Origin of the sequence: Paenibacillus sp. GCM10012306 (genome assembly GCF_042649265.1) — a bacterium.
Lineage (GTDB): Bacteria > Bacillota > Bacilli > Paenibacillales > Paenibacillaceae > Paenibacillus_AQ.
The window spans coordinates 386,607-412,523 of sequence record NZ_JBHRYW010000002.1; the positions used below are offsets into that span (position 1 = coordinate 386,607).

General features: G+C 45.0%; 21 protein-coding genes. 16 read left to right on the top strand and 5 right to left on the bottom strand.

Features of this window, described 5'->3' with window-relative positions:
- Positions 1–92: 92 nt before the first annotated feature.
- Together ACFORK_RS05435 and ACFORK_RS05440 are read left to right on the top strand one after the other, a co-directional pair.
- Entirely contained in the window at positions 93–3,254 is a 3,162-nt protein-coding gene (locus ACFORK_RS05435; protein WP_379196455.1) for a GNAT family N-acetyltransferase, read from the top strand.
- 1 nt (position 3,255) lies between these two features.
- On the top strand, positions 3,256–4,131 hold the full coding sequence (locus tag ACFORK_RS05440) for an amidohydrolase family protein (protein ID WP_379196457.1): 876 nt from the start codon (positions 3,256–3,258) through the stop codon (positions 4,129–4,131).
- A gap of 168 nt (positions 4,132–4,299) precedes the next feature.
- On the opposite strand, the gene ACFORK_RS05445 is transcribed toward ACFORK_RS05440, so the two are convergent.
- Entirely contained in the window at positions 4,300–5,154 is an 855-nt protein-coding gene (locus ACFORK_RS05445) for a helix-turn-helix domain-containing protein (RefSeq protein WP_379196459.1), read from the bottom strand.
- Between the two features lie 107 nt (positions 5,155–5,261).
- On the opposite strand from ACFORK_RS05445, the gene gap reads away from it, so the two are divergent.
- The 6 genes from gap (at position 5,262) to ACFORK_RS05475 (ending at position 12,138) form a co-directional block, all read left to right on the top strand.
- Positions 5,262–6,263 carry a type I glyceraldehyde-3-phosphate dehydrogenase gene (gap, locus tag ACFORK_RS05450; RefSeq protein ID WP_379196461.1) on the top strand — a complete coding sequence of 334 codons (1,002 nt, stop codon included), beginning with the start codon at positions 5,262–5,264 and terminating at the stop codon, positions 6,261–6,263.
- A gap of 1,023 nt (positions 6,264–7,286) precedes the next feature.
- Positions 7,287–8,111 carry a MerR family transcriptional regulator gene (locus tag ACFORK_RS05455; protein WP_379197116.1) on the top strand — a complete coding sequence of 275 codons (825 nt, stop codon included), beginning with the start codon at positions 7,287–7,289 and terminating at the stop codon, positions 8,109–8,111.
- A 72-nt stretch (positions 8,112–8,183) separates the two neighbouring features.
- Positions 8,184–9,206 (top strand): serine hydrolase domain-containing protein, encoded by a 1,023-nt coding sequence (locus ACFORK_RS05460; protein WP_379196463.1) that lies wholly within the window; start codon positions 8,184–8,186, stop codon positions 9,204–9,206.
- Positions 9,207–9,294: 88 nt separating this feature from the next.
- Positions 9,295–10,419 carry a copper amine oxidase N-terminal domain-containing protein gene (locus tag ACFORK_RS05465; RefSeq protein WP_379196465.1) on the top strand — a complete coding sequence of 375 codons (1,125 nt, stop codon included), beginning with the start codon at positions 9,295–9,297 and terminating at the stop codon, positions 10,417–10,419.
- A gap of 309 nt (positions 10,420–10,728) precedes the next feature.
- Positions 10,729–11,196 carry a DUF6933 domain-containing protein gene (locus ACFORK_RS05470; RefSeq protein ID WP_379196467.1) on the top strand — a complete coding sequence of 156 codons (468 nt, stop codon included), beginning with the start codon at positions 10,729–10,731 and terminating at the stop codon, positions 11,194–11,196.
- 165 nt (positions 11,197–11,361) lie between these two features.
- The gene (locus tag ACFORK_RS05475) at positions 11,362–12,138 is read left to right on the top strand and encodes a class I SAM-dependent methyltransferase (RefSeq protein ID WP_379196469.1); all 777 of its coding nucleotides are present in this window, start codon (positions 11,362–11,364) and stop codon (positions 12,136–12,138) included.
- A 111-nt stretch (positions 12,139–12,249) separates the two neighbouring features.
- Here ACFORK_RS05475 and ACFORK_RS05480 read toward each other — a convergent pair whose 3' ends face one another.
- Positions 12,250–13,089 (bottom strand): YitT family protein, encoded by an 840-nt coding sequence (locus ACFORK_RS05480; protein WP_379196471.1) that lies wholly within the window; start codon positions 13,087–13,089, stop codon positions 12,250–12,252.
- Positions 13,090–13,471: 382 nt separating this feature from the next.
- Between ACFORK_RS05480 and ACFORK_RS05485 the strand changes: the two genes are divergently transcribed.
- From ACFORK_RS05485 to ACFORK_RS05520, 8 genes are all read left to right on the top strand, one after another.
- Positions 13,472–14,155 (top strand): response regulator transcription factor, encoded by a 684-nt coding sequence (locus tag ACFORK_RS05485; protein WP_379196473.1) that lies wholly within the window; start codon positions 13,472–13,474, stop codon positions 14,153–14,155.
- On the top strand, positions 14,145–15,236 hold the full coding sequence (locus ACFORK_RS05490) for a sensor histidine kinase (protein ID WP_379196475.1): 1,092 nt from the start codon (positions 14,145–14,147) through the stop codon (positions 15,234–15,236). Before ACFORK_RS05485 ends, ACFORK_RS05490 begins: the two co-directional genes overlap by 11 nt.
- A gap of 42 nt (positions 15,237–15,278) precedes the next feature.
- On the top strand, positions 15,279–15,950 hold the full coding sequence (locus ACFORK_RS05495) for a hypothetical protein (RefSeq protein ID WP_379196477.1): 672 nt from the start codon (positions 15,279–15,281) through the stop codon (positions 15,948–15,950).
- Position 15,951: 1 nt separating this feature from the next.
- Positions 15,952–16,674: a cytochrome c biogenesis CcdA family protein gene (locus ACFORK_RS05500; RefSeq protein WP_379196479.1), complete on the top strand. Its 723-nt coding sequence runs from the start codon at positions 15,952–15,954 to the stop codon at positions 16,672–16,674.
- A gap of 230 nt (positions 16,675–16,904) precedes the next feature.
- Complete coding sequence (locus ACFORK_RS05505) at positions 16,905–17,462, top strand: peroxiredoxin family protein (RefSeq protein ID WP_379196481.1); 558 nt, start codon at positions 16,905–16,907, stop codon at positions 17,460–17,462.
- 135 nt (positions 17,463–17,597) lie between these two features.
- A complete protein-coding gene (locus tag ACFORK_RS05510; RefSeq protein ID WP_379196483.1) occupies positions 17,598–18,083 on the top strand; it encodes a DUF2199 domain-containing protein in 486 nt (161 codons plus the stop codon).
- Between the two features lie 288 nt (positions 18,084–18,371).
- Positions 18,372–19,649: an SMI1/KNR4 family protein gene (locus tag ACFORK_RS05515; RefSeq protein ID WP_379196485.1), complete on the top strand. Its 1,278-nt coding sequence runs from the start codon at positions 18,372–18,374 to the stop codon at positions 19,647–19,649.
- Between the two features lie 131 nt (positions 19,650–19,780).
- The gene (locus ACFORK_RS05520) at positions 19,781–20,536 is read left to right on the top strand and encodes a CAP domain-containing protein (protein ID WP_379196487.1); all 756 of its coding nucleotides are present in this window, start codon (positions 19,781–19,783) and stop codon (positions 20,534–20,536) included.
- A gap of 91 nt (positions 20,537–20,627) precedes the next feature.
- Here the strand turns inward: ACFORK_RS05520 and ACFORK_RS05525 are convergent, their stop codons facing one another.
- The 3 genes from ACFORK_RS05525 to ACFORK_RS05535 form a co-directional block, all read right to left on the bottom strand.
- Positions 20,628–22,310, bottom strand: coding sequence for a type 2 periplasmic-binding domain-containing protein (locus ACFORK_RS05525; protein WP_379196489.1), 1,683 nt, complete (start codon positions 22,308–22,310; stop codon positions 20,628–20,630).
- Positions 22,311–22,415: 105 nt separating this feature from the next.
- The gene (locus ACFORK_RS05530; RefSeq protein ID WP_379196491.1) at positions 22,416–24,026 is read right to left on the bottom strand and encodes a response regulator transcription factor; all 1,611 of its coding nucleotides are present in this window, start codon (positions 24,024–24,026) and stop codon (positions 22,416–22,418) included.
- Between the two features lie 33 nt (positions 24,027–24,059).
- A complete protein-coding gene (locus tag ACFORK_RS05535; RefSeq protein WP_379196493.1) occupies positions 24,060–25,838 on the bottom strand; it encodes a sensor histidine kinase in 1,779 nt (592 codons plus the stop codon).
- Positions 25,839–25,917: the final 79 nt, after the last annotated feature.

Consider the following 25,917-nt stretch of genomic DNA (forward strand, 5'->3'; position numbering starts at 1 on the left):
CCTCGTCATGCTATTCCAGTTAATGGTATGATTAAGTTGAAAATGTTTTTTCTACGCTTACATACTTAAGGTAAGAATAAGGAGATGAGAGCATGACAATCAATACTACCGCGAAGCAAATCCAAATTATCGAATATGATCCTTCTTATGCTGGGGCACTTGCTGAGATGTGGAATCTCAGTACCGAAAGCTGGGGAGGCGGTACCAACCAACGAACAGAGGACACGGTGCGCCGGGAGATGGAGACTTCGTCCAATCTGTATGCCTTTCTCGCCGTTGATGGCAAGGAGGTTGTAGGTTTCTGTAGCTTCGCCCACTACCGTTTTGATGAAGGAGCGTTGTATGTACCGTTGCTCAATGTACGGCCCGATTATCACGGTTATAAAGTCGGCCGTAATCTGATCTTGAACGCAGTCAGCAAGACGGTCGAAGCGGGCTGGCCGCGGCTGGATCTCTTCACTTGGGCGGGCAACACTAAGGCAGTGCCGATGTATAAGAAGTGCGGATTCTTCTGGGAAAAAAATGATGATTATGTTCACCTGATGAACTTCATCCCAACCATTTTGCAGACGGAAGCGCTCGCCCCTTATTTTGAAGAACTGGACTGGTATGGGGACAGTACCCGCGAACTCATCGTCGAGCCGGATGGCCGCCGGGAGCGTGGCTTCGATCTTATGGAGTACACTTGGAGTAAGGGAGATCTCTCCCTGCGAGCAGCATTTGAAAAGACGGGTCGAGGTCTAACCGCTCTCGATACACCAGATTATACAATCTCCACCGAAATCGACGATCATGATCTTGTATTCGGTTCCAACTATAACGTTCGCTACCGCATCAAGAACTGTTCAGCTTCTGATTTGGACATTGAGATCAAGGGCCAGGATGACAAGAATATCCGCTTTGCCCTGGAGGCTGCACACACGATTGCTCCTGGAGATACGATTATCGTGGAGGGCGAATTCGCGCTTGACCCAGTACGGGAGGAACAAAATGACAAGAAGACCCATCCGGTTGTTAGAAGCCAGTGGTTGATTGGGGGCAAGCAGGCCGAATTCCGTATCGGTATTGCTCCGAAATTCCCGCTCAAGATGAAGATGGAGCTGCCAGCCAAGGCGCTGTATCCGGGCATTCCTGCGGAGCTTTATCTGAACGTAGAGAACAATTTTGCCTCAGAAGCGGAGTATACTTTGGAATTGCCGGAAGATGAGTGCATTGAATGGGCCGAGCGTACGGTACGCTTCACGGTCCCAGCTAAGGGCAAAGCAGCGATTCCGGTATTCTTCACGTTGCGATCATACGGAGTGTACTCGCAAGAGGTGGAAGTGACGGCTAGTCCGGTTGCTAGTCAGTCGGTGACTTTTACAAGTAAACTGTCTGTCTTGATAAAGGGCACAGACGGTCGCTTCGGTGGGGAGAATGTGGATCAGTGGGTCGCTGTGAATGGTGCGCTCTCTCTGCACCAGAGCAAGAACGACAATAATATCTGGATTGAATATCCGGGCTCTCATCATAGCTTCTGGTGGCCCTATCCGAAGCTGGGTAAGCCGTTCACCGACGAATTCTCCAAGAAGCAGGCCAAAGAAGTGAAGATTTACCCGGAAGGAGATGCTCAAATTCTTGAAACTCTGTACGAGTCGCAAGATTTCCCTGGCCTAGAAATTAAGTCAGTGGCCAAGCTGTTCGCCAGCGGTATCGCTGAATTCCATCACGAGATCACCAACACTACCAGTCAAGAGCTGGAAGAGAACCTGTATTTGCAGTCGAACTTCGGTTTCTTCGGCAAACGGCTAATCCTGCCTTACCAAGGTCAGTATGTGGACATGGGCGATGCTTACTCCAGTGATCCAGGTCGTTGGGACAGTGCACAAATTACGGAGAACTGGCTGTTCAACAAGGAAGAGAACGGGGCAAGCGGGATCTACTGGGACCCTTCCTTGAAGCTGCTTCGCCCGGAATACCCGCTTGGGCTGGAACATGATCTGGGCCGGATTCCTGCCGGCGACGTCGTGCGGACAAAGACAACTGTGTTTGCTCTGAACACTTTCAAGAAGTGGTCGGATTTCCGTTCCTTTGCCAGGAAGCAGCATGAGCCGGTTGTTCCTGTGCTGGCTGATCATCTCGAACTTGCACTTGGAGGCGGGAATCCGTTCGCACCTGGGGAGCTTCATGCAGAATTAATTGAAAGAAAGATGGTTCCGCTTGCCGGGAACCTCGAATTGTATGTGCAAAACGATGGTGGGGCAGAGTCGAAAGTCGCTGACATAGAGCTACACAGAGAGCATGATTTGCGCTCCGCAGGCTTTGAGTTCTCTCCTGAGGAAGAGGAAGGATCAGCGTACAGTGAGAGTGAATCTAATTGGAAGGTCCGTGCCGTCTATCGGGGGGAGGATCGGGTTCAGGCGCGCTCAGCGCTCTGGTTCCCTCAGAAGGAAACAGAGGTCGTATGCGGAGTGGAAGAAGGTCCGGCGGGCCCCATCTACACGGTGAGCAATGGAGTTCTCTCCATAGCGGCTGCTCCCGGCTTTGGGAGCGTTGTGCATTCCCTGAAGTATCAGAATGAAGAGTGGCTGGACAGTTCTTATCCGGAAGCGGCCCCGCGTTCCTGGTGGAATCCCTGGTATGGCGGACTTGGTGTGGAAATTCCTGGCTTGGGCGGCTTCAGCCGACAACAGGAACCGAGAAGTGCGGCTTGGGTGGAGAGAACAGATCATCACGGGAACCTCTGGAAGGGCCTCCAACTGACGACTATCATCGAGAAGCAGGAGGCGAATCGGGGGATTACGATCCACCAGCATTACCTGATGCTACCTGGTGTCCCTGTTCTCTGTGTCATGCACTCGGTGACCAACGAGAGCGGTAAGGCCCTGCCGTATTATTCACTCACGGACGATAACTACTTCCAGCCTTCGCCTGTCTTCTCTGAAGGATGGTTGGAACTTCCCGAGGAGGGGAGATTCCTTCTTGGAAAGCTGGGTGCTGGCCTTGATTCCAAGGGGCTCTTGCGAATCGGAGCGGCTTCTCGTAAGGACTTGCTGCATATAGTCAATAATGCTGACAATCAGAACGCTTCAGCGTATGTGAACAACAAAGTATTCAATCAAAGTGTGCATCGCCATCTTTCCCTTCGGGATGGAGAAACTGCTTGGACACAGCCAACCTTCCTAATCTTGGGTGGCATGACTCTGAATCCAGAAGATGTATGTGATCTTCAGAAGATTACCTTTACTAGCCCTATTGACACAAAGGAGAACTAACATGCCGATTATTGACATTCATATTCATCTCTCGGATATCGACAGCTTTCATCAAACAGCTAAAGAGCTGTCCAAAGTCGATTATAGCGCTGCTGGCCTCAAGGCAGAGTTCGATAAGAACGATGTAATTCTCGGTATTGGAATGGGCGTCACGGAGCAGAGTAAGGGTGCTTTTCCTGATTCCAGTTCTCCCAATCCGATGCCCCTGGACCTGGAAGACACTGTACCTCCATTCCTGATGGAATGTGTTGGAATTAATCCGAACATGCTCGGCGGTAAGCAGGCTTCGGAGGAACTGGATCGGATCGAAGCACGCCTGCAAGCTCCCGAGGTAGCTGGGATCAAGTTGTATGCGGGATACTATCACCATTACGTGTATGACAAAATCTATACCCCAATCTATGAGCTGGCAGCAAAGTATGATGTGCCTGTGGTAATTCATACCGGCGACACATACTCGATGAACGGCTTGCTTAAGTATTCACATCCGCTCACCGTAGATGAACTGGCCCTTCAGCAGCGCGGCGTGAATTTCATGATCTGCCATTTGGGCGATCCGTGGGTGATGGACGCTGCCGAGGTAGTAGCCAAGAACCCCAACGTCTACGCTGATCTATCCGGCCTAGTCGTCGGTGACCGGCCTCATTTTGAACGCTTCATGAACGAACCGCTGTTTATGGACCATTTCCGCCGGGCGCTGGTGTACTCCGATCATTACGAGAAAATGCTGTTCGGAACCGACTGGCCGCTCGCGCCGATTGATCTGTACGCGGAATTCGTGCGCCGGCTTGTTCCGGAGCAGCATCATGAGAAGGTATTCTACGAGAACGCCTTTGGATTGTTCCCACGAATTAAGGAGCGGATTGCGGCGCTGTAAGAGTGGCAGAGGCGGTAGTATGGTTAGAACGTGGTAAGCAAATGAGAAGGTAATTTAAAAGAAGGAAACATAAGCGAAAAAGCCATCCCCGAAGAAAAAAAGGGGATGGCTTTTTTATAATAAACGGACCCTTAGTAAATCAAACGCTTGCCCAGCAACAAGTAGGCCTTATTGTAAAATAGCGAATTGCCGGGAGGTATTTCGGTATACGGTTGGAGACAATCCTTTCTTAGCCGTAAATTGTTTGATAAAGTAAGTGTCATACTCAAACCCCGTGGCACGAGCAATTTCGTTTAAGCTCATACCTGTGTGGGTGAGAAGCTCCCCCGCAACTTTCAAGCGATGCGATAGCAAATATCCCATTGCTGTACATCCGCATCTTTCCTGAAACATATGATTAAGCGATACACGATTCAAGTGAGCACATTTCGTTAAATATTCCAAGGTAATCTTATTGGAATAATTGGTGTGTATATAATCCAGCACTAGATCAACAGGGGATTGTTCATTTTCGTGGTTCAAGTCCTCAAGCACACCCAATATCTGAATGAGATATTTTTTAATTCTACATACCCAGCTTGCATCGCTTTGCGCGTATACTTCTGTTCCAAGTACAAAAAACCATTCAAGTAATTGTGGAAAGGCCTTCTCGGTAACAATGGGTACTCTGGTTCGTGTCGGATTGTCCTGAAAAAGCGAAAGCCCTATTTGTATTTTTTTATGAATAGGAAAATAATCTTCCGTTTCAGAAATAGGGATGCTATTAAGCACATCGGGATGATAACTGAATGATTGTGCAGAGGCATTATGCTTCTCAAGTATTTGTATCGTATCATCTTGGGACAAACACAGAACGCCAGGTGCGGAAACAGCTATCGGTCGGTCGTTGAGCACACCAATGATGCTACCGGATGTAATGAAGATTAATGTAAATCGATCTGGATAAGTAAGACAGTCCAAACCCTCGTTGGCAACAAATTCAATATTTACCGTTCTGTCTTTGTGGCGGTCAATTTGCGGCATCGTAATCTCCTGACAGATAGTATAGTCAATTTATACACTTATAACAGTGTAACACAAAGATTCCGGGGATATAATATCACCAATGATGATGAAAGGTGGTTATTATAATGACAATCAATATTGCAATCAATGGCTTCGGCAGAATAGGCAGGCTTGCCTTTCGGCAGCTTTTTGGTGCGGAAGGATATCGGATTGCTGCCATTAATGACTTGACAAGTCCGAAGATGCTAGCGCATTTGCTAAAGCACGACACGACACAGGGGCATTATAACAAAAGAATCGATTACAGCGATAATAGCTTAGCCGTGGACGGCGTGACCATTCCGATTTATGCCGAAAAAGATCCTGGAAAGCTCCTGTGGAAAGAATTGCAGGTTGATGTGGTTCTGGAGTGTACAGGCTTTTTCGCATCAAAAAAAGCAGCTACTGCTCATATTGAGGCAGGTGCTAAAAAAGTGGTCGTTTCAACCGTTGCCGGGAATGATGTTCCCACTATCGTATATGGTGTTAATGAACACACTCTTACTAAAGAGGATAATATTGTTTCAGCCGCATCCTGCACCACGAACTGTCTAGCTCCAATGGTCTATTACTTGAACGAGTTGACACCAATTAAAAAAGGTCTGATGACGACGATCCATGCTTATACAAACGACCAGAATACCCTTGATGGCCCTCACGCCAAAGGTGATTTGCGACGGGCGCGCTCTGCTGCAGGAAACATCATCCCAACGTCAACCGGGGCAGCCAAAGCGATCGGGCTTGTGATACCTTCCTTGAATGGAAAACTGGATGGTATATCCCAAAGAGTGCCGGTTATGGCTGGCTCCCTGACAGAATTGACAGCAGTCGTGGAAGGTTCTATAACGGCGGAGCAGGTCAACCAGAAAATGGAGCAGTCCCAATCGGACCAATATGGATATACAGAGGAAGAGCTTGTATCGTCCGACATTATCGGCATGACCTACGGTAGCTTATTTGATGCTACACAAACAAAGGTAATGGAACTAGGAACAGATACCTTGGTAAAAATAGCAGCATGGTACGATAACGAAAACTCCTTCACCAGCCAAATGATTCGCACCGCCAAATATCTCGCGGAATTGTAATTATAGGTGAGAATGCCTTTGGATTGTTTCCGCGAATTAAAGAGCGGATTGCGGCGTTGTGAGAGCAGGGACGGTGGTATATTTGGAGCAGATGAAGTGAACCAGAAGTTAACACAAGTGATTTAGGTATAAAGCGAAACAAGCCATCCCTAACTTCGAAGGGATGGCTTGTTTTGATCCAAGTAGGATAGATTTGCGGAATCCGCATTACCCACAAGGAAGCTTTGAGAGATGCTACTGCATCTAACAGTTTTTTAGCCTAATAATCTTGAGAGCAGAATAATCTCTGCCAATCGTATGATGCGTCTTCTTCTACGCCTTCTAATAGTGGAACTTAGAATAAGAAAATCTGTGCCAACCGATGAGAGGGTCCCAGTATAAGTGCCCCCGGTGGTAGTTACCTGCACGGTTTTCCCTTGTAATAATTTAGCTTGTTTGCGAAAGCTCATGGCTTATCCCCCTTTCCTTCACTGATAAGGAACGCTTTATAAGATATTCCTGATAAGTAAAGTGTGAAAGGTATAAATGTTGAGAAAGGTAAGCTTTGAGGCGATTATCCTAATTAATACACCTTTCTTCTAAGGTGCCTTCGAATTAAATTCTTCTATAGTTATGGGAATAAAAGCTTGTAAGATGGTTTTTCTTGAATGTGTAAAGATTTGATCTGCTCTTAATTCAAAGCTTAATCCGTCTAATTCCTTCTCTACCAAATAGTTCTTAGGTATCTCAATGCTGAACTCGTAGATTGTACTGTCTGCTTTCTGTTTAACGGTTTTCTGCTGAATTAATATAGCTATTTTTTCTATCGCTTCGGGTACTTAAAATTCGATATTATTTTATTATGAGATAATATTTATGTCGACTAGATTGCCGCGAAGAGACTAGCATTTTGATAACCGACATGAGCAATACTTCCCCGTTGACTTTACCCTTAGGGCAAGGCGCATAGTAGACATAGAAGAAAGCTTTGATGTATACAGCATTTCGTACGTATTTAAAATAGTAATAATGGAGGTGACCTTGATGCTCTCGATTGGTGAATTCTCGAAGATTTGCGAAGTCTCTACCAAAACGCTGCGATATTATGCCGAAATTGGCTTAATAACCCCGGATGAGATTAACCCTGAGAACGGGTATCGGTATTATTCGATTGGGCAGCTAAAAAAGATGCTTTTGATTAACCGCTTGAAATCGTACCATTTCTCTCTGGAGGAAATTAAAGCCCTTCTGGAAGTAGAGCAGGATCAATACGAGGAGAAGCTACGTGCAGCCCTTCATCACAAGCGAAGAGAGATCGAGAACAAGATACGGGCTTTTGAATATACACTGCAGCAAATGAACAATGACATTTTAAATGTAGAGAATGGAATACCGATGATGGCCTATCTTGACCAAATTGAAGTGCAGCTTGTTGAAGTCCGGCCTTTGAATATTCTCTATACGCGCCAGATGATGAGCAGGGAGGACTATGCACTGGGGTATGGAACGTACTTTAGCAGGCTCTATGAAAAGATAGCTATAGACCAACTCACCTTGCTGGGTACGCCCATGACAATTTACCACAGCCAGGAATACGATCCTGCTGGCAATGATACAGAGTTCGCGATCCCGGTAAAGGAGGCTATAAAAGGAACCAGAGATTTTTCGGGTGGGTTGTGCGCAAAGGCTATGGCTAAGGGTGCCTACTCAGAATTAACTTCGGTCTATTCGAGGCTTCGGGAATGGGTTGATACGGAAGGATATGAATTGGTGAAATCCCCTTTTGAGATATATGTAACCGACCCCAATCAAGCGACCACGCCTGAGGATACCGTTACAGAGGTGTATTTTCCAGTACAGAAAAAATAGCAGCAAGATCCGACATGTACAATAATGTTCTTTAAAGAAACTCTAATTGTCCAATGGAGAGAGGTATCTATTATGCAAAAAAACTACTGGCCCGCAGCAGAATGGCAAGCCGCAGAACCGGTAACCTTGGGTATTAACGCTGAACAGCTTTCGGCACTTGAACCTACCATTAAATCAGAGTACAACAATATTAACGGTATCGTTATTGTGAGACATGGACGCATCGCCTATGAAAAATATTTTAATGGCTACGGCCGAGAGCATAAGCACCATGTGGCCTCTGTAACGAAAAGTATTCTATCTGCTCTTATCGGCATTGCTATAGATGCAGGATATATTAACAATGTAGACCGGAAGGTGCTGGATTTTTTTCCGGAATATGTACCTCATGCTGAGGATACGCAGAAAAGTGAAATTACCATCCGCCATCTGCTCACGATGACAGCACCCTATCCTTTTGAGGATTGGCACGAACCGCTGGACAAGATGTGTATGGCGCCTGACTGGATAAAATATACGCTGGATATGCTGGGGCAGCAGGGGCTTATTGGCGATTTTAAATATTCCACCGCAGGAGCGCATCTGCTCTCCGCCATCCTCACTCGCAGCACCGGACAAAGTGCCCGTGAGTTTGCCAACGAACGTTTATTCAAACCCATCGGCATACAAGAAATCCCGGATTATGATATGACTTCATTTGGGTTCGACGATTTATTCGGGAAAGATGTGAAAGGGTGGGTCCATGATCCAAGCGGGATCTCCACAGGAGGGTGGGGGCTAACGCTGACTCCTCGGGATATGGCGCGTTTTGGATATCTATATCTGAATCGTGGTCTTTGGGAGGATGCTCAGATCATTTCGGGGACATGGATTGACGATTCAACAGCGCCGAACGCTTATAATTACGGTTATCTGTGGTGGTTGCGTGAAGAGGACGGAGTGTCTGCCTACTCAGCGCTGGGCGATGGCGGTAATGTCATTTGCTGCATTCCAGACAAAGACCTGGTTGTAGCTATTACATCTGAATTCATCATGAATCCTCGCGATCGGTGGACACTGATTAAGGAATACATTCTCCCGGCGGTAATGGAATAATAAAGAAACCTTCCCGACTAGTTTGCGTCTATAGATTACGTAGAGGTCTAGAGGGTAAAGTACTTTAACACGGGAGGTTCGTCGATTTATGAATAAAAAATGGCTATTAGCTCCTATTCTTGCCGCATCATTGTTTGTAGCTCCTGTAACCAATGCGGCAACGCCTGCCTATTTTGTCTACACTACAGCTGAAGGTGGTCAATCTACCAGTTCAGCGCTGATTAAGGATGGCGTAACTTATGTCTCATCCGGCCACTGGGAAGCGGCGGGACTGCGGGGCGTGTGGGACCAGGGTCACAAGAGAGTGGAGTATACAGGATGGGGAAAAAAGATAGCCGTCCGCATAGGAAGCAAAACAGGAGTACTGGATGGTAAATTGGTCAGCTTGGGAGGGGCCCCTTTTAAAACCAACGGGCAACTATATGTACCCGCTGATTTCCTTGTAAAGTCATTAGAAGGTGAAACCGTCAGTTGGGATGCAGACAAGAAAACCTATACGGCCAAAGAAATAAAGAGCTTTTCCAGTACTAGCGCACAATTCGGTGGAAATACGTACACGGTGGACAAAAAGGCTGGGCGCTTATATGTCACTGATTCCTCTGGACGTATCCGCCTGCTGGCGAACCTCGGATCGGAGCTGTACGATATGGTGGCGTTTGATTTTCAGAAGACACCGAAGGGCCTGATTTATCTGACCCTAACCGATGTTTACGGAGAACCTCATATCCGTAATAATTGGTATACGTTGATTATCAAGGACGGAGGGGTCATTCGCCAAGCAAGTGTAGGATACTTTATGCGTTACGGTAATAATGTCAAAATTGCGGGGAATCAACTTGTACTAACAGATGGGAAAACATTGCGTCTGATCGAAGATGGAACGGGAAATGTAACCCAGACCCTTGACCTGACCAAGATCGGTGGCGTATCAGACACCTATTTGGTGGAAGGAATGGATGATGATTTTCTACTGATCCGTCCCAATCAACAAGGCTTCCTCACACTAATAGATCGTAAAACAGGGACCCAAACGTTGCTATACAAAGAACTGCTGGATCCCGAACAGCAAAACTTCGCGGAAACCAATGATCTTCCCTTCTTTGGGGACAATCTAAAGTTTGTGAAGCGAGAAGGTAATGCGCTGCTATTTACGAACGAATATGTACGAGATGGCAAGGTGTACAAATTTAATTTGAATGGGGATAATAAATAATAAAACTACAGCTATATAAGTCGAACAAAAGAAAGTAACAAAAAGCGAGGAGGAACGAAGGAGGAAGTTTGGAACTGAAGGAGCGAAAGCGACCACCTAAAAGCTTTCCGAAGGAAAGCTCGCATCGAAAGCTGAAGCTGTCCGGATTTCAACTGCAAACAGCGGTACAATGGAAAGAAATCTGGAGACAACAGCGGCCGAAAGTCCAAACATTCCACCGTAGTGACGGCCAAGCCTTACGTTCGGAACTTAAGTTCGTCTTATATAGATGATAGTTGAGCAAGAACAAGGAAAGGGACGAATAAGAGAATGTTTGTTTTAAGATTTACCCAAACGTTATTGAAAGATATGAAAATTACACCTGTAGAGTACGAAAATATTTCACCATTCTTGAGTTGGCATGCGAATATTATTCGATTGAATAAACGAAAACATATCTTATTTGTCAATGACCTTAGTCGACTAAGTATCATAATTGATGGCGTTAGAACTTCGCAGTTAAATATTTTATTAGATAAATTCCATTCAACACTGTTTGAATACTTAGTAAGCGAAGGAATAGAGCAGAAGCTAATAGAATCGTATTTGAAAGAGGGACTCGAAACGAACATCTCAAAAACGAACAGTAGAAGTGTCTTAGGGACAATGAAAGAAATAACAATGTATTGTGATGTAACGCCATTGGAATTTGCAGATGAAGAAGAACGGGGAAAATGGCTGAATAGAACAATACATAAACCCATTGACTATAAAAAACCTATTCATGTATTTAAATAAGAGATTGGAAAATACGCTTTATAAAAGTTTGAACCGAACAAGCCAGAACATGATGAGTCATGTGTTCTGACTTGTTTTTTGTTATTAAATATGATAATTTGAAATCAAGTTTTATCTAATGATATTAAGTTTCATCTAATGAAACTTAATGAGAGGAGCCAATCTATGTCTGAGGAAATGAAAACACGCGTACAAGAGCAATTTGGCAAGAATGCTGAGAAGTATGTAACAAGTACTCGTCATGCCAAAGGGGAGGATCTGACATTGCTGGTATCCGCAGCGCAGGCCACCAAGGAGATGACTATCCTTGATATTGCTACAGGAGGAGGCCATGTAGCTAATGCGCTTGCTCCACTTGTGAAGCAGGTCACGGCTTTGGATTTAACACAAGAGATGTTGAATTCAGCCAGGGCGTTTATTCAAGGGAATGGTCATGAGAATGTGGAATTTGTGCAGGGGGATGCGGAGCAGCTACCTTTTGAGGATGCTAGCTTTGATATTGTGACTTGCCGGATTGCTGCCCATCATTTCCCTGATGTACCTGCTTTTTTGCGAGAGGCGTACAGAGTTTTGAAACCAGGAGGCAAACTGCAGCTAATTGATAATGTATCTCCGGAAGATGGTCGTTTAGGGGAGTTTTATAATGAGGTTGAGCGATTGCGGGATCGCAGTCATGTTCGTGCTTTGTCCAAATCAGAATGGATTGGACATTTAGAACAAACTCATTTCCAACTGGATGCTTTGATTTGCTTTCAGAAGCCTTTCCAGTTCCAGAGCTGGTGTCAGCGAATGGGGCTTACGCAAGAAGAGCAGGATGAAGTCAAATCCGAATTCTTTAAGGCATCTCCTGCTACATGGGAGTTTTTCCGCATTACCGCAGAGGCCGGAGAAGTCATCAGCTTTGTTGGGCAAGCTGCGTATTTTCAGGCTTCGAAATCATAACTAATAGTAAAATAGTAAAGCCGGCGATTCCCATGTAAGAGGGAAACTGCCGGCTTCTTTTAGTGCGCCCGACATGGGCGATAACATGGCGATAAAAGATTATTGGTCATTTTACTTTGACAATTCTACAAAACCTTCTCCAAATACATCTCTTACGTCATGAATGGTCAGGAAGGCGTCTTTATCAGCACTTTCAACGATTTTTTTGAGTGTGGACACTTCCTGTTTGCTAATAACAATGTAGAGCACTTCTTTGGGCTCCTGGCTGTAATAACCTTTTCCTTGCAGAACGGTCACGCCTCTGTCCATAACCATGTTGACCTGTTCAGCAATTCTATCCTGCTCTTTGGAGATAATCGTGACTGCCTTCTTAGGATTCAGTCCTTCAATAATAAAGTCCATCACCTTCGTACCGACATAGAGCATGATAATAGTTACCATTAGTTTCTCTGTCCCGATAATGAAATAAGAAGCAAATACAACTATCAAATCAAAGAACAGCAGGGCGTAACTAATATTCCAATGGAGATATTTATTTGCGATCTTTGCGAGAATAGTTGTACCCGCAGTACTGCCGCCAACCTTAATGATCAGGCCAATGCCTGTCCCAACAAGTATGCCTCCAAATATTGCATTCACTAATAATTGATCGGACTGAATTCTCCAATCGTGGGTGAGATGGAGGAACATCGAATGAACCAAGACAGCGATAATTGTATAAATAATCATCTTCTTATCCAGGAATCGATATCCGAAAATCAACAATAAAGCATTAATTATTAGGTTGACCACACTGGGTGACCATTGGAATAGATAGTACAAGATAATGGAAGTACCAGTAACTCCACCCTCGCCCAGTTCATTGGGAATGACAAATACATTGACGGCCAAGGCAAATAGAAATGCTCCAAGTATTAAGTAAAAAAGATCGTGCGTTATTTTCTTCAACATCATTACCATCCTTACATTTCGCAATAATCACAATACTATAGCTTATCTATGTGAGCTTAGGCAATCCTTTTTTTTCAATAACTAAGGACTCAAAGAAAGGCGATGAGTGCTCGCCAATTGCGATTATGCACTCTGCTGTATAAGGATAAATTTCCAGCCGTAATCACTCCATCTTTAACATTTCTTTAAATACGTCTTGTATAATGAACTACTATATAAGACGAATAAAAGAAAATAACAAAAGCGAGAAGGAACGAAGGGGGAAGTTTGGAACGGTAGGAGCGACAGCGGCCGGAAGTCCAAACATTCCACCGTAGTGACGACCGAGCCTTACGTTCGGAACTTAAGTTTGTCTTATATAGTTAAGAAAGGAGCAAACGAATTGCAGAAAGACATATTAATCGTCGAAGACGATATGAAAATAAGAAAGCTCTTAAGACTGTATTTAGAAAAAGAAGGATATGGCGTAATGGAGGCTCAGAATGGGGAAGAGGCCAAAGTCATGTTTCAACAGGATGAACCTTGTTTCTTGATCACTGATCTAATGATGCCGAAGTTTAGCGGAGAACAATTATGCCAATGGATCCGACATGAACAGAAAAGCGACATCCCGATTATCATGCTTACAGCTAAAATCACGGAATCCGAACGGATCGCAGGTCTACAAATGGGCGCAGATGATTACATCATCAAGCCATTCAGCCCGCAAGAAGTCGTTGTGCGGGTAAATACGATACTCAAACGGATGGCCCATCGCTGCAGCAAGATTAGTTACCGCGGGCTAACGATCAAGACGCATTCTGGTGAGGTTAAATATAACGGAGTCAGCATAGCATTAACACAGCATGAATTTAAATTGCTGCATCTCCTTATGAAGCATCCCAATCAGATCTTGTCGCGTGAGCAAATTTTAAATGAGCTTTATCCCAATGATGAGAGGTCTGTGATCGACCGTACGGTTGACGTCCACGTTGGGAAGCTACGAGAGAAGATTGAGGTGTCCTGCCAGACGCCGTCCTTCTTTCAAACAGTACGTGGAATGGGGTATCGCTTTGTTGCCTATTAAGAAACTGCAAATATGGAAGCAGTATGTTGCTTGGAAATTGATTTGGGTCAATGTGCTGGTGATGCTCGTTGTGATCTGGATAGTCGGCGTATCTGTCAAAGACTTCGCATGTGTATTGGTTGCCAAGTATCAGCTTGTGGGCGATGTTAAAAATGATTTTTTCCAACGCACCATGCAATTCTATCTTATTAGGGCAAGTGTGCTTGCCATTGTTGTGGCTGCCATCATTCATTTTGTCTTTATCAAGAAGATTCTGTCTCCTTTGAAAAGATTAACAGAGTCGACTCGTCAGTTAATGGAAGGATCATATCCTGAACCCATCCAAGTATCCGCTGAGGATGAGATTGGAGAATTGACGAACCGCTTTAATGCTATGACACTAACCCTGCAGCGAACAGAACAAAATCGTAAAGTAATGCTTAGCAATGTATCACATGATTTAAGAACACCACTGAGCAATTTAAATGGTTATTTAGAGGCGTTAAGCAGTGGGGTAATCGAAGGTGACCAGGAATTGTATTTATCCTTGCTGGAAGAGTCGCAGCACATTACACGGCTTGTGGAGCAGCTCCACCAACTATCCCTTTGGGAGGACAGGGGAGCTGACAGTATGATTTTTAGCCAGATTCCCATTGATGAGTTCATTACACGAAGCTTGCAATCTTTTCAACTAGAACTCCAGCGCAAAGAGATTACATTAGATATTTCTCTTGAACCACATGTCATTGTTAGTAATGAGGATGGCTTGCGGCAGGTGCTCACCAATCTGATACAGAACGCAATTACTTATAATTCTGGACATATAGTTTGGATATCAGGGGTGGTGGCAGGCGAAGAATACCGAATTACAGTATGTAATTTGGGAGAATCGCTGTCAGAGGAGCTGCAGGAGTTAGTCTTTGAACGTTTTTTCCAAGCCGATGATTCAAGACAGCGTAGAGAAGGGATGAAGGGTAGCGGACTTGGTCTAGCGATCGTGAAGGAGATTATGGGGAAACTTGGAGGCCAGGTTGAGCTGACTTCAGACAAGGATAAGCATTCTTTTTCAATTACGATACCGCTCAAACTTGGCAAGAACTGAAGTATCAATTCACTGAATGGGTGAGAAAGGAGGGCAGAGGCTATGAATAATATCCAGCTCGGATCACTATTAATAAATGGACGGCTTGTGATGTATATGGTTTTTGGAGTCATCGGGTGGCTCGTGCTGCATTATCGGTTACGGCATATTCCAGAGCAAGATCGGTTGACATCCATTGCAAGCAATGCATTCTGGATATGGCTGCTTGTATGGAAAGGAAGCTTTATGTTTCTTTATCCCATTGAATTTATAGAGACGCCCATGAGCTTGCTATATTTTGATGGTGGCAAACGTGGAATGTGGCTGGCGAGCCTGCTTGCGATTTTTTACGTATGGTTTCAATCAAGAAAACAGCAACTGCCTGTGAAAGTATGGATGGATATCGGATTGTGGTTCATCTCTGGATGTTGGTTAGCCTATCCCATCCTGCAGGTTATAGCCGGGCATCAGCCTGTTCTATATGATAGATTAAGCGCCTTATGGTCAGGTGTGTTTTTGTTAATCTTATTCCTAACACGGAAAACCTCTCGGGCTAATGACCGGAGTGGATATGCCATCTGGTTTCTCATTGGACATGCACTTCTTCAGTTTCTGCTGCCTGATCGTACATCTTGGCTGCTGTCTTTTAGCCGGCTGCAAATCATTTGTATTGTAATAGCCGCAGGTCTAACCGTATGGTCCTATTTCCAAGAGAAGAACGAGAAAGGAAAATAATATGAATCAAATTACCATTGTAGTAGCTTTTGCCGCAGGAATGCTGTCTTTTTTATCCCCCTGCATATTTCCGCTCGTTCCTGCTTATGTATCCCATTTGACAGGGTCATCGCTACAAGACGGCAAGCTTGTCGTACATAGAGGGAGATTGTTCTCCCAATCGCTCTTTTTTATTTTGGGATTTAGTTTGATTTTTATCGCTATGGGTGCTTCGGCAAGCTTTATTGGCCAATTTTTTGCTCAACAACGAGATTTGGTTCAGAAAATAAGCGGTTTACTCATTATTATCTTTGGTCTGCAAATGATCGGATGGCTCAATCTGTCTTTTCTAATGTCAGGAAAAACCTGGGAGACCAAAGGGGAGCGTAGCCGTGGATCCATTCGTTCCTTGCTTACTGGATTTGCGTTCGGAGCAGGTTGGAGTCCATGTGTCGGACTGGCCTTATCTTCGATTCTACTTATGGCCGGCTCATCTGATACATTGTGGAGCGGTATAGGGATGTTGGCAGTGTATTCCCTTGGTCTCGGCATTCCGTTTCTGCTGATCTCCTGGATGCTAACGTACTCTATGAATGTGCTGAAAAAAATGAACAAATGGATCCCTCTGTTATCCAAGGTGAATGGAGTACTACTGATAGGAATGGGACTTCTCCTGTTCACAGGACAGCTGCAAAAACTGAGTGCTTGGCTGGCAAAATATACTTTGTGGGATATCACTTTTTGATATATAAGACGAACTTAAGATATGAAGTAAGCTCGTACGTCACTACGGCGAATGCTTGGACTTTCGGTCGCTGTTGTCGCCAGATTTCTTTGATTAAATCGATTCCAAAGGTTGAAATCTGTCGACAAAGGCGAACGCTCCGCTCCTACAGTTCCAACCTTTCCCCTTCGTTCCTTCTCGCTTTTTCTTATTTTCTTTTGTTCATCTTATATAGACTGGAGGCAGTTAAATTGAGAAAAAACGTTATTGCGATCATCTTTATTATTGGATTAGTTCTATATGGAGGGTATGAATACTATAGCAAGTCTTCGCAACAGCCTGTGCAAAGTGCAAGCTCGGAAGCGGAAAGTCGTGATGTGGGTATTGAGATAGGGCAAGTAGCTCCTGATTTCACACTGCAAGATTTGAGTGGAAATCCAGTGCAGTTGTCAGATTTTAGAGGGAAAAGAGTACTGCTCAACTTCTGGGCTACATGGTGCCCTCCCTGTCGGGTAGAGATGCCGCATATGCAGAGCATTTATGAGAATTATCAATCGGAAGATGTGGTAATCCTCGGAGTAAATATGACCTTAACGGAAAAAGCGCTTGGAGATGTCCAACCATTTGTTCAAGAGCAGAAGCTTACTTTCCCAATTGTTTTGGATGAGGAAGGGGAGCTTTTACAAACCTATCAGATCGTCGCCTACCCAACTACTTATGTACTGGATGCCGATGGCGTCGTGCGGGAGAAGGTACGGGGTGCTATGAATTATGAGATGATGTCAGAACTGCTCGCAGAAGTGAAATAAACATTGAAATATGGATTGAACAGAAAAAATAGTGGCAGTTAGGACTTTATTATCTTGTCCAAGACTGCCACTATTTTTTATAATCGAGGTCAGTCTAATACTTTAAATCGACAAGATCTAATAAGGAGCAAAACTATGAAATGTCCTCACTGTGACAGCGAATTAAGTGAACTGCCATTATGTTATGGAGCTGAAGCGCCACATTACTTTAATTTGGTGCCAGAAGAGCAAAGAACAGAACTAACTAGTGATTTTTGTGTCATTGATGAACAGCATTTCTTTATTAGAGGACATATTGAAATACCAATAGTGGATACTGATGAAAAGTTTATTTGGAGTGTGTGGGTGTCTCTTAGTGAAGAGAATTTTTTCAGATCGAATGAATTATTATTCGTAGAAGGCAGAGAAGATGAAGCACCTTATTTCGGTTGGTTATCGACTGAACTTTCAATATATCCAATATCGACATTGTCTTTAAAGACAATGGTACATACACAAGAAGTGGGTGCGGTTCCGCTAATCGAATTAGAACAAACAGACCATCCACTTGCGGTTGAACAAAGAGATGGAATTACGATGGAAAGAGTTAAGGAAATCGCCCATTTGGTGAACCATTTTTAGTTGTAAGCGGACGGACAGCTATATAGATTGAACTGGAAAATCAAAAAGGAGAAAGGATTGAAGGGAAAGTTTGGAACTGTAGGAGCGGTAGCGTCCGCCTTTGTCTCCGGATTTCAACCGCGAAGAGCGGTACAAATAAAAGAAATCTGGAGACAACAGCGGCCGAAAGTCCAAACATTTCCCGTAATGACGTTCTTGCTCCGTATAAGATCTTAGGTTTAATTTATATAGTTGATAAATGATACGTAGAATTTATGCAGGGAGGCTTCAGTTAGGATGGAACATAAAATGGACACATGGAAAAGGCAGTGGCAGTGGCTTGTTCAGGCCCTGGAGCAGAAGGGGGCAAGCACCTTTATTACCATTGATCATCCTGCAACGGAGTGGGAAATTGCTGAAGCTGAATCCCAGCTCAGAATCCAGTTGCCCGAGGAGTTCCGCTCACTGCTGAAGGATGGCTCCGGTAAAGTATTAGTATACTGGAGCTTGCCGTACGGGACGATTAAACCTTTTGATGTGAGTGGAGATATAGGCTGGAGTACAGATCAGCTTTGTTTCTCCGATTTTGCCGATGAGGAAATGGGGGAGCAACGGCAGTATCTTACCTTTCATGTGGCCGGAAACGGGGATGAATTACTGCTGGACTTGAGCAGTCCTTCCGGAACTTCTGTTGTGCATTGGGCACATGAGACGGGGGAATTCCGGCTCCTTGCGCCATCCATGACGACTTTTGTAGACCGGATAACAGAACTGGGTTGCGTCGGAGCGGAGGAATGGCAGTATCACTATTTTTGCGGGGAATTCGGCCTGGACCCGGAAAGCGGGAATAGCAAACGTTGGAAGGCGTGGCTGCATCAATATTTAACGCTCACACTGGAACAAGCCCAGAAGGAGCTTCCGCTGCTGATCACCTATACAGAGATGAACGGCTTGGATAAGGAGGCGGCAGCAGCCTTTGCTCGCTATGATGGGGAGGCCGTGCTACAAGCCTGGTTGGAGCGAGCCAGGGCAGAGCAAGATCTCAATCAAAGAGAGGCTTTAATGTGCTGTGCAGGTGATATTCTGAAGGAAAAAGCAGCTGATTTGGTGTCATCATTGTGGTCGGAAGCGCCAGCGGTCAACGTAAGTCCCTCTGTTCGTGCTTATCTTTCTGCACACTGTCTGCCGGAAGGTGAGGGACTTAAACGGGTCTTGGAATCGTTGGACGACACTGTGCAACAGAATAAGCTGAGTGGTTATGAAGCGAACGCGCTGCTTCAGCCTTTTGGTAACCGTAAGGTGCTGGAGTGGATGGAGGATAAGGTGTCTTTTCCTTATAGCGGTTGGGATATGTTGTATGCTCATTCTCAGCCTTCGGTATCCGACATCGTGCACTGGCTCAGTGCCAAGGATGTGCAGCGTCAGATTGTCATTTCGGCCTTATCCAGCCTGCCGGAGGACCACGTGCTATTCATTAATCATGTGGATGTACAGCAGGTCCGCAGCTTGCTCGAACAGGCATTGGACACAGCTGTGCTTAAAAAAGAAAAGCAAGTCATCCATAAGGCGATGGAACGGCTTGCTTAAAGCGACCACTGTTAATATGAGCTGATATCCTCGGAAATCCTTTGAGCATGAATAAATCAATGGAACTAAACAAAAACTTTACTGAATAACGTCACTACTTTGACAATTCAGGAGGGATTGTTATCAAACCGTTGATTGTAATTGCAGCACTAGTGCTCGTTACAGCTTGTTCGAGCAATCATTCGGCCAACAACCAAATGTCTGTTAAGCAGACGAAGGTTGAGACTCGTGCTCGTCATGGGGCTTCAGCTTCAACCTTAACTCAAGCTTCTTCCATTTCCACAGATGCTCCAAAGGATTCAATACTTAGAGCTAAACAAGCACAAGTACCTGGTGATGTTTCGGATTTGCTGGGAGGGCTCTTAGGCAACAACACACCCACAGAGAGAACACCTACGCAGACTGCTTATCCGCAATCAGCCACTAATCCGGAACCGTCTGCCAATGTACAGCATTCCTCTAGTCCGCAGCAGTCCCCTTATCCAGGGAATTCAGCTAATCCAGGGGTCTCCGGCGATTCATCGCAATTTGTGCAGCAAGTGTTGAATCTGGTGAATCAAGAACGAACGAAAGCAGGCTTGAAATCTCTTAGTTTGAATAATGCTCTCTCGAAAATGGCCCTAGCCAAGGCTCAGGATATGTACGACAACAATTATTTCGATCATCAATCTCCGACATATGGCTCCCCATTTGACATGATGAAGGCGTTTGGGATCACCTATAATTCAGCAGGGGAGAATATCGCCAACGGCCAGACAAGTCCGGAGGAAGTGATGAACCAATGGATGAACAGCCCTGGTCATCGCGCCAACATCCTGAATAGCAGCTTCACCGATATCGGAATTGGGTATTACAACAAAGAGTGGGTCCAAGAATTTACTGGTTAGTGCAAACCTTCACGGTTGTTAGATACGTGGGAGGCATGGAATCACATGAAAAATAAGCCGGAGCGAATCTAATTCGCCCCGGCTTTTCCTATTATTTACTCGATACGGACTTGAACCACTCGTTAACTTCTTTAGTGATTTGGTCACCGCCGTTAGCCTTCCAGTTGGTAACAAATTGGTCGAAGGCATCTACTGGCAGTTTACCGTAAATAATTTTGTTGAAGGTTTCCATTTCGGATTGACGCAACAGGTTCCATTTGGAGATCATTGTTGGAGTCGCAGCACCTGTGAAGTAGTTTTGCTTGCGAACGTCTAATTGCGACATAACGACTTTGGCAGCTGCCCAGTTTTCCGGTTTGCGGAACTCCGCCATTTGTTTTTCATAAGGAGTTTCTGGTGCCTGGCCGTCAGCAAGCTTTACTAGTGTCTTCATGTACAGATCAGGAATACGTGCAGGACCAGTCAAGAAAGGGAACTCATTGGAAAAGTCTTTGATTTTCTCTTTATCACTAGTCGGTTGTCCATCAATGATGTCCCAATCGTAACCCTTAGCAAAGCCGTATTCAAATTGACTGCCTGCTGCCGGGTTAGCTAAATTATCAAGCAAGTAGTTATAGTATAAGAAAATCGCTTCAGGATGCTTGGCATCCTTATTAATCATGATACTAGCATTTACGCCGGAGTTCTGCCACTTCGTGCCAATGAAGCCGTCTGGACCGGCTGGAACCGGATAAGCTTTAATCTTCGCTCCAGGTACATTTTTCAACAGATCGGGAGCAGGCCAGTCCGGCACCCAGTTCGCGCCTGGCAGAAATCCTGCTGCGCCTTTTGTCCAGCTCTCAGCAGATTTTCCTTCATCCCATAGTGCGGAGTCGGTATGAATATAGCCTTTATCCATCCATTCACTAAGCTTCGCTAGGGCCTGCTTGGCACCAGGATTAATGGAGCCGTATTCAAGATTGCCATCGGCATCTTTGTTCCATTGCTCTTGAATAGTACCGTAAGCTCCGAACAACCAATCAAGGGAGCCCATCCAGGTGTTCGTATTATTTTTCAAAGAAATAGCAAGTGGGAAAACATCTTTAGCTGCTAAGCCATCAGGGTTCTCGTTCTTGAATTTGTCCATGATATTCTCAAGGTCGGCGATGGTTTTCGGAGCTTCAAGATGCAGCTTCTCCATCCAATCTTCCCGCAGCCACAGCAGCGTGTCATCATTATCCGTGTACTCAAGGATCGGCATATTGTATTTCTTACCGTTCTTGGTGAACGGATACCACAGCTCCGGATGCGCTGCTGCATGGTCTTTCAGAATCTTATTGGCATACTTGTCAAACAGCTCATCGATGGCAACGAACTGACCGGAATCTATCAGCTGATTGGTCAATACCGCGTTGGTCGGTACGGCCACGAAATCAGGCAGCTTCTCACCAGAGGCAATGGCGAGCTGCAGCTTTTGTCTGTACTGATCGTCATTGGCAGGGTACCAGGTATCTTTGTGCTTCATGCCCAGCGTTTCCAGCATCCAGCGATCGTGAACGTTATTTTCTTTGGTATCTCCTTGCACATATTTCTTCGGCATCAATACCGAACTGAACTCGATAGGTGGATCATATTTACCTTTTTCAAAAGCCGCATCGGCTTCAGAACTGGTTTTAGTTGAAGTGGTATTGCCTGATTTAACGTTTTCATTCGAAGTTGCGCCACCGCCACAGGCTGTGAGTGTGAGAAGTGCGGTGACTGTGAGCATCGACCACATCTTGTTGAATTTGATCATTCTTCAATTCCCCCTACTGTGTATGATCTTTACAAGTGTAACTTTATCAAGTTGTCGGGGATGGCATCTATATGAGTTTTTTAGTTTTGATAGGACTCTATCATGCTATTTATTACTGTCTCTGTACTCCTGCGGCGTTACCCCAAACTGCCGTTTGAACACTTTGATAAAATAAGCAGGGTCCATATATCCAATCTCCATGCTGATTTCATATACTTTTTTGGTGGTGGTCTTCAGCTTGTGACAGGCACGATCCATGCGCAGGCGCGAGATATAATCGCTGATTCCTTCACCTGTCTCAATCTTATAAATCTTGGACAAATGGGTCGGGTGCAGATTGACATGGTCGGCCAGTACACGCAAGGAAACATCAAGATGGAGGTTTTTATCGGTAAAATCTTGAATTTTCTTCACATACTCTGAGCGTATGTCTTTGACATCGTTGGACGTGCTTTCTTTGAGTTTGCTAAGAACACTGAGCGACCATTTTCTAAGCTTACTGATCGTGGTAAAAGCTTCCCCGCTTTGTAGCCCTACAATGTCAGTCCCCATTAAGTTCGCCAAAGTAAGCCCATTGCGGTGAGCGAGATTCGTGAACGAAGCCGTAATCAAAAAGCCAGCCTCCATACAATGCTCCCAGGATTCAGACCATTTCTCATCCAGCTCTGCGCAGACAGCTAGTAACTTCTCTTCCGCCGCATTCCACTGCCCGCTTTCCAGTAGATGAATCAAAGAGGGCGGGGTATAAAGTGCGTCCAAAGGGCCTTGTGCAGCATGAGATTCCAAATCACTGACCCGCATCACGAATTCGCGTTCGTCTCCGACAATTTGCCGGAAATAACCTGTAGCCTGACGAAAACGTTTGGACAGCTGTTCAGGAAATGTGAACCACTCCGTGATTACAATGGAGAGTGAACCCTTCAGAAACTGCTTGACCTTATACTGAAGCTGCAAAGAAAGTTTCTCCAGAATCGTTTCTTTTCCAATGTCATTCCCTTTTTCTTTCAGCTGAAGCAGAAACACAAGATACCCATGCTCCTCTTTAACGCCCCAGACTTCCATAAATTCGCCCAGGATCTCTTCCGCCATATTGATGATCGCATATTCAATCAAGGTCTGGTCGTTGTTATTGTATTGTCCAAATTCTTCTTCCATCCGTACAAGCATTAATGCGCAGTCCCCGGCATGGAAGGGCAAGCCATAATTCACGAGCTTCCGTTCCCATTCGCCGTCTTGGAATCGATGTCCTTGCAAGGCATCCAAGAGCAGTCGACCCCGTAACAAGGGCAGATTCTCCCGAAGGGTAAACTGGGTTCGAGTAAGGGAGCTTACGAGCTCCCATTCGGTGTTCAATTGATCAATCGCAGTCTTCACTGCATTCATCAATTCATCATCCGTAGGTGGCTTCAGCAGGTAATCAACGGCCTCGTACTGGAGTGCTTTTTTGGCATAATCGAATTCGGAATGACCGGATAAAATAATACATTTTATCTTTTTATCGCGGACTCTGATCCGCTCGATCAGTTCAATTCCCGTCATCTCCGGCATTTGAATATCCGAGATTACGATATCAATGGGGTGGGTATCGATAATTTGCAGCGCTTCACGCGCTGAATAGGCTTTATGCACCTGTTCAATCCCTAATGTATGCCAAGGTTTTGTTGTGGAAAGATTATCTACCCAGTGGGCTTCGTCGTCTACGATGATCATTTGCATGTTGTTAGTCTCCTTGATATTTCGTGTATGATTTTATTCCTCAGATGGGATCTCCCAGATGATCTCTGTGCGGAATCCGCCGAGAGGGGAAGGCCCAAATATAAGACCGGAATGATTGCCGAACAGATGAATGATCCGCTGATTCGTATTCCAGAGACCGCAGCCCATCTCCTCTTGCAGTGGCTGCTGCATTTTACGATTCAAAGCTTCCAGCTGATCCGGGTTCAAGCCAGGTCCGTCGTCATCAATATAAATCTTGCAGAAGCCGTTCGAACGCTCACCGGTAATTGTGATCTCGCCCGATGAATACGACTTCGCAACGCCGTGAATGACTGAATTCTCCACAATCGGCTGCAGCATTAAACGTGGCACAGACTGGCTAAGCATAGGCTCAGGGATATCAATATGATATTCGATTCTACCATTGCGCAGCTTCTGGATATCCAAGTAGTTGACGAGCAGCTTGATTTCATCATTCAGCGAAGCGGTCTCCCGTTCCATTCGGGTGGTATAGCGATAGTAAGCACTTAAGTTATAAGCCATCGAGATGACGGCTTCTTGCTCTTTCATCTGGGCCATATTGATAATATAACCAAGGCAATTATAGAGAAAATGGGGATTGATCTGCGCTTGAAGCTGCTTAAGCGTAGCTTCTCTGGCCCTGATCTTTTCATTGAACACATTCTCTATCAGGTCTTGAATTTGGTGTGACATATCATTAAAGCGATGGAACAAGAACGAGAACTCGTTCTGACCATTGCTATGAAGGCGTACGGAATAGTCGCCTCGCTGTACGCGCCGCAAGCCTTGAATAAGCTTTTTGATAGGTGATTGCACGTTTCTGTATAGTAAAATCGAAGCCGAAATGCCCACAACAAACAGCAGAATCATCGAGATATAGAACAAGTCCCGGCTAAGCGAAATCGGCTTAAGAATTTGATAGAGTGGGACCACATCTACTAAATGCCAATCCAAGTAGGAGGACTTCACAATGCTGACCAGATAGTTCTTCCCATTCAGTGTCACTACATCCTGGGTCGTATTCTCAGGGGAGCGATTATCCAGATAACGAATGAGTTCTTCTGCTAGCTGCTTGTCTGCACTACGATTCAGAATGGGGGCATTGCCCTTATGATAAAAGAAGGGATCACCTTGTCCACCTTCCTTGTACTTATCCAGCATGTTCTGAATGTTCTCATAACTGAAGCTGGCTTCAATCACAAGATTGCTGCCCGTCAACATCCCCGGTTGAGCTAAGGAATCTGTGAAGAACCAGTAAAAGGATTGCAGCTGATCTTGAGATTCCGCTCTATGATCACCATAGGTCCATTTTCCACTCATATTTCTTTTTAAATAATCCTCATCATATCCTGCTGGCCGGTTGTAATTAGCGATGACATCTTTATTCTGCTGTGAATGTACAGCGTATCTGGTGGGCCAAATATCGGTTACCCCGGACTGCAGCACCATCTTTTCCTGAATGACATAGCGGGTCTGCATCTGATCATAACGATCATCCCAAATGTTCAAACCGTTGAATGCTCTGACATTGGGATCTCTTGAAAGAATAAGACTGAAATCCATCATCTGATTAATTCGGGAATCGATTTGACTCGATAGAAAAGTAAGCTGTTTGGTATTGGAGACCTGCAGCTCTTTGCTAACGACATCGTATGTGACATTGTTCGAATAGGTATACACGATAATAATCGGTATGAATAAGACAATGATCAGACAATTTATTTTGGCAAAGAGGCTAAACCGGGACCGTGCCTTATCTTTTAGTAGTGTAAAGCGCTTCCATAGATTCATGAATGTTCCCTCCAGATGATGCCCTAATAAAACCATATCAAGCCTAACAATGTTATATAGTCAGAGCTGAGAAAGGCCT

Coding starts and splice junctions, on each gene's coding strand:
- ACFORK_RS05435 (WP_379196455.1), top strand. CDS start 93: ATGACAATCAATACTACCGCGAAGCAAATCCAAATTATCGAATATGAT.
- ACFORK_RS05440 (WP_379196457.1), top strand. CDS start 3,256: ATGCCGATTATTGACATTCATATTCATCTCTCGGATATCGACAGCTTT.
- ACFORK_RS05445 (WP_379196459.1), bottom strand. CDS start 5,154: ATGCCGCAAATTGACCGCCACAAAGACAGAACGGTAAATATTGAATTT.
- gap (WP_379196461.1), top strand. CDS start 5,262: ATGACAATCAATATTGCAATCAATGGCTTCGGCAGAATAGGCAGGCTT.
- ACFORK_RS05455 (WP_379197116.1), top strand. CDS start 7,287: ATGCTCTCGATTGGTGAATTCTCGAAGATTTGCGAAGTCTCTACCAAA.
- ACFORK_RS05460 (WP_379196463.1), top strand. CDS start 8,184: ATGCAAAAAAACTACTGGCCCGCAGCAGAATGGCAAGCCGCAGAACCG.
- ACFORK_RS05465 (WP_379196465.1), top strand. CDS start 9,295: ATGAATAAAAAATGGCTATTAGCTCCTATTCTTGCCGCATCATTGTTT.
- ACFORK_RS05470 (WP_379196467.1), top strand. CDS start 10,729: ATGTTTGTTTTAAGATTTACCCAAACGTTATTGAAAGATATGAAAATT.
- ACFORK_RS05475 (WP_379196469.1), top strand. CDS start 11,362: ATGTCTGAGGAAATGAAAACACGCGTACAAGAGCAATTTGGCAAGAAT.
- ACFORK_RS05480 (WP_379196471.1), bottom strand. CDS start 13,089: ATGTTGAAGAAAATAACGCACGATCTTTTTTACTTAATACTTGGAGCA.
- ACFORK_RS05495 (WP_379196477.1), top strand. CDS start 15,279: ATGAATAATATCCAGCTCGGATCACTATTAATAAATGGACGGCTTGTG.
- ACFORK_RS05500 (WP_379196479.1), top strand. CDS start 15,952: ATGAATCAAATTACCATTGTAGTAGCTTTTGCCGCAGGAATGCTGTCT.
- ACFORK_RS05510 (WP_379196483.1), top strand. CDS start 17,598: ATGAAATGTCCTCACTGTGACAGCGAATTAAGTGAACTGCCATTATGT.
- ACFORK_RS05515 (WP_379196485.1), top strand. CDS start 18,372: ATGGACACATGGAAAAGGCAGTGGCAGTGGCTTGTTCAGGCCCTGGAG.
- ACFORK_RS05525 (WP_379196489.1), bottom strand. CDS start 22,310: ATGATCAAATTCAACAAGATGTGGTCGATGCTCACAGTCACCGCACTT.
- ACFORK_RS05530 (WP_379196491.1), bottom strand. CDS start 24,026: ATGCAAATGATCATCGTAGACGACGAAGCCCACTGGGTAGATAATCTT.
- ACFORK_RS05535 (WP_379196493.1), bottom strand. CDS start 25,838: ATGAATCTATGGAAGCGCTTTACACTACTAAAAGATAAGGCACGGTCC.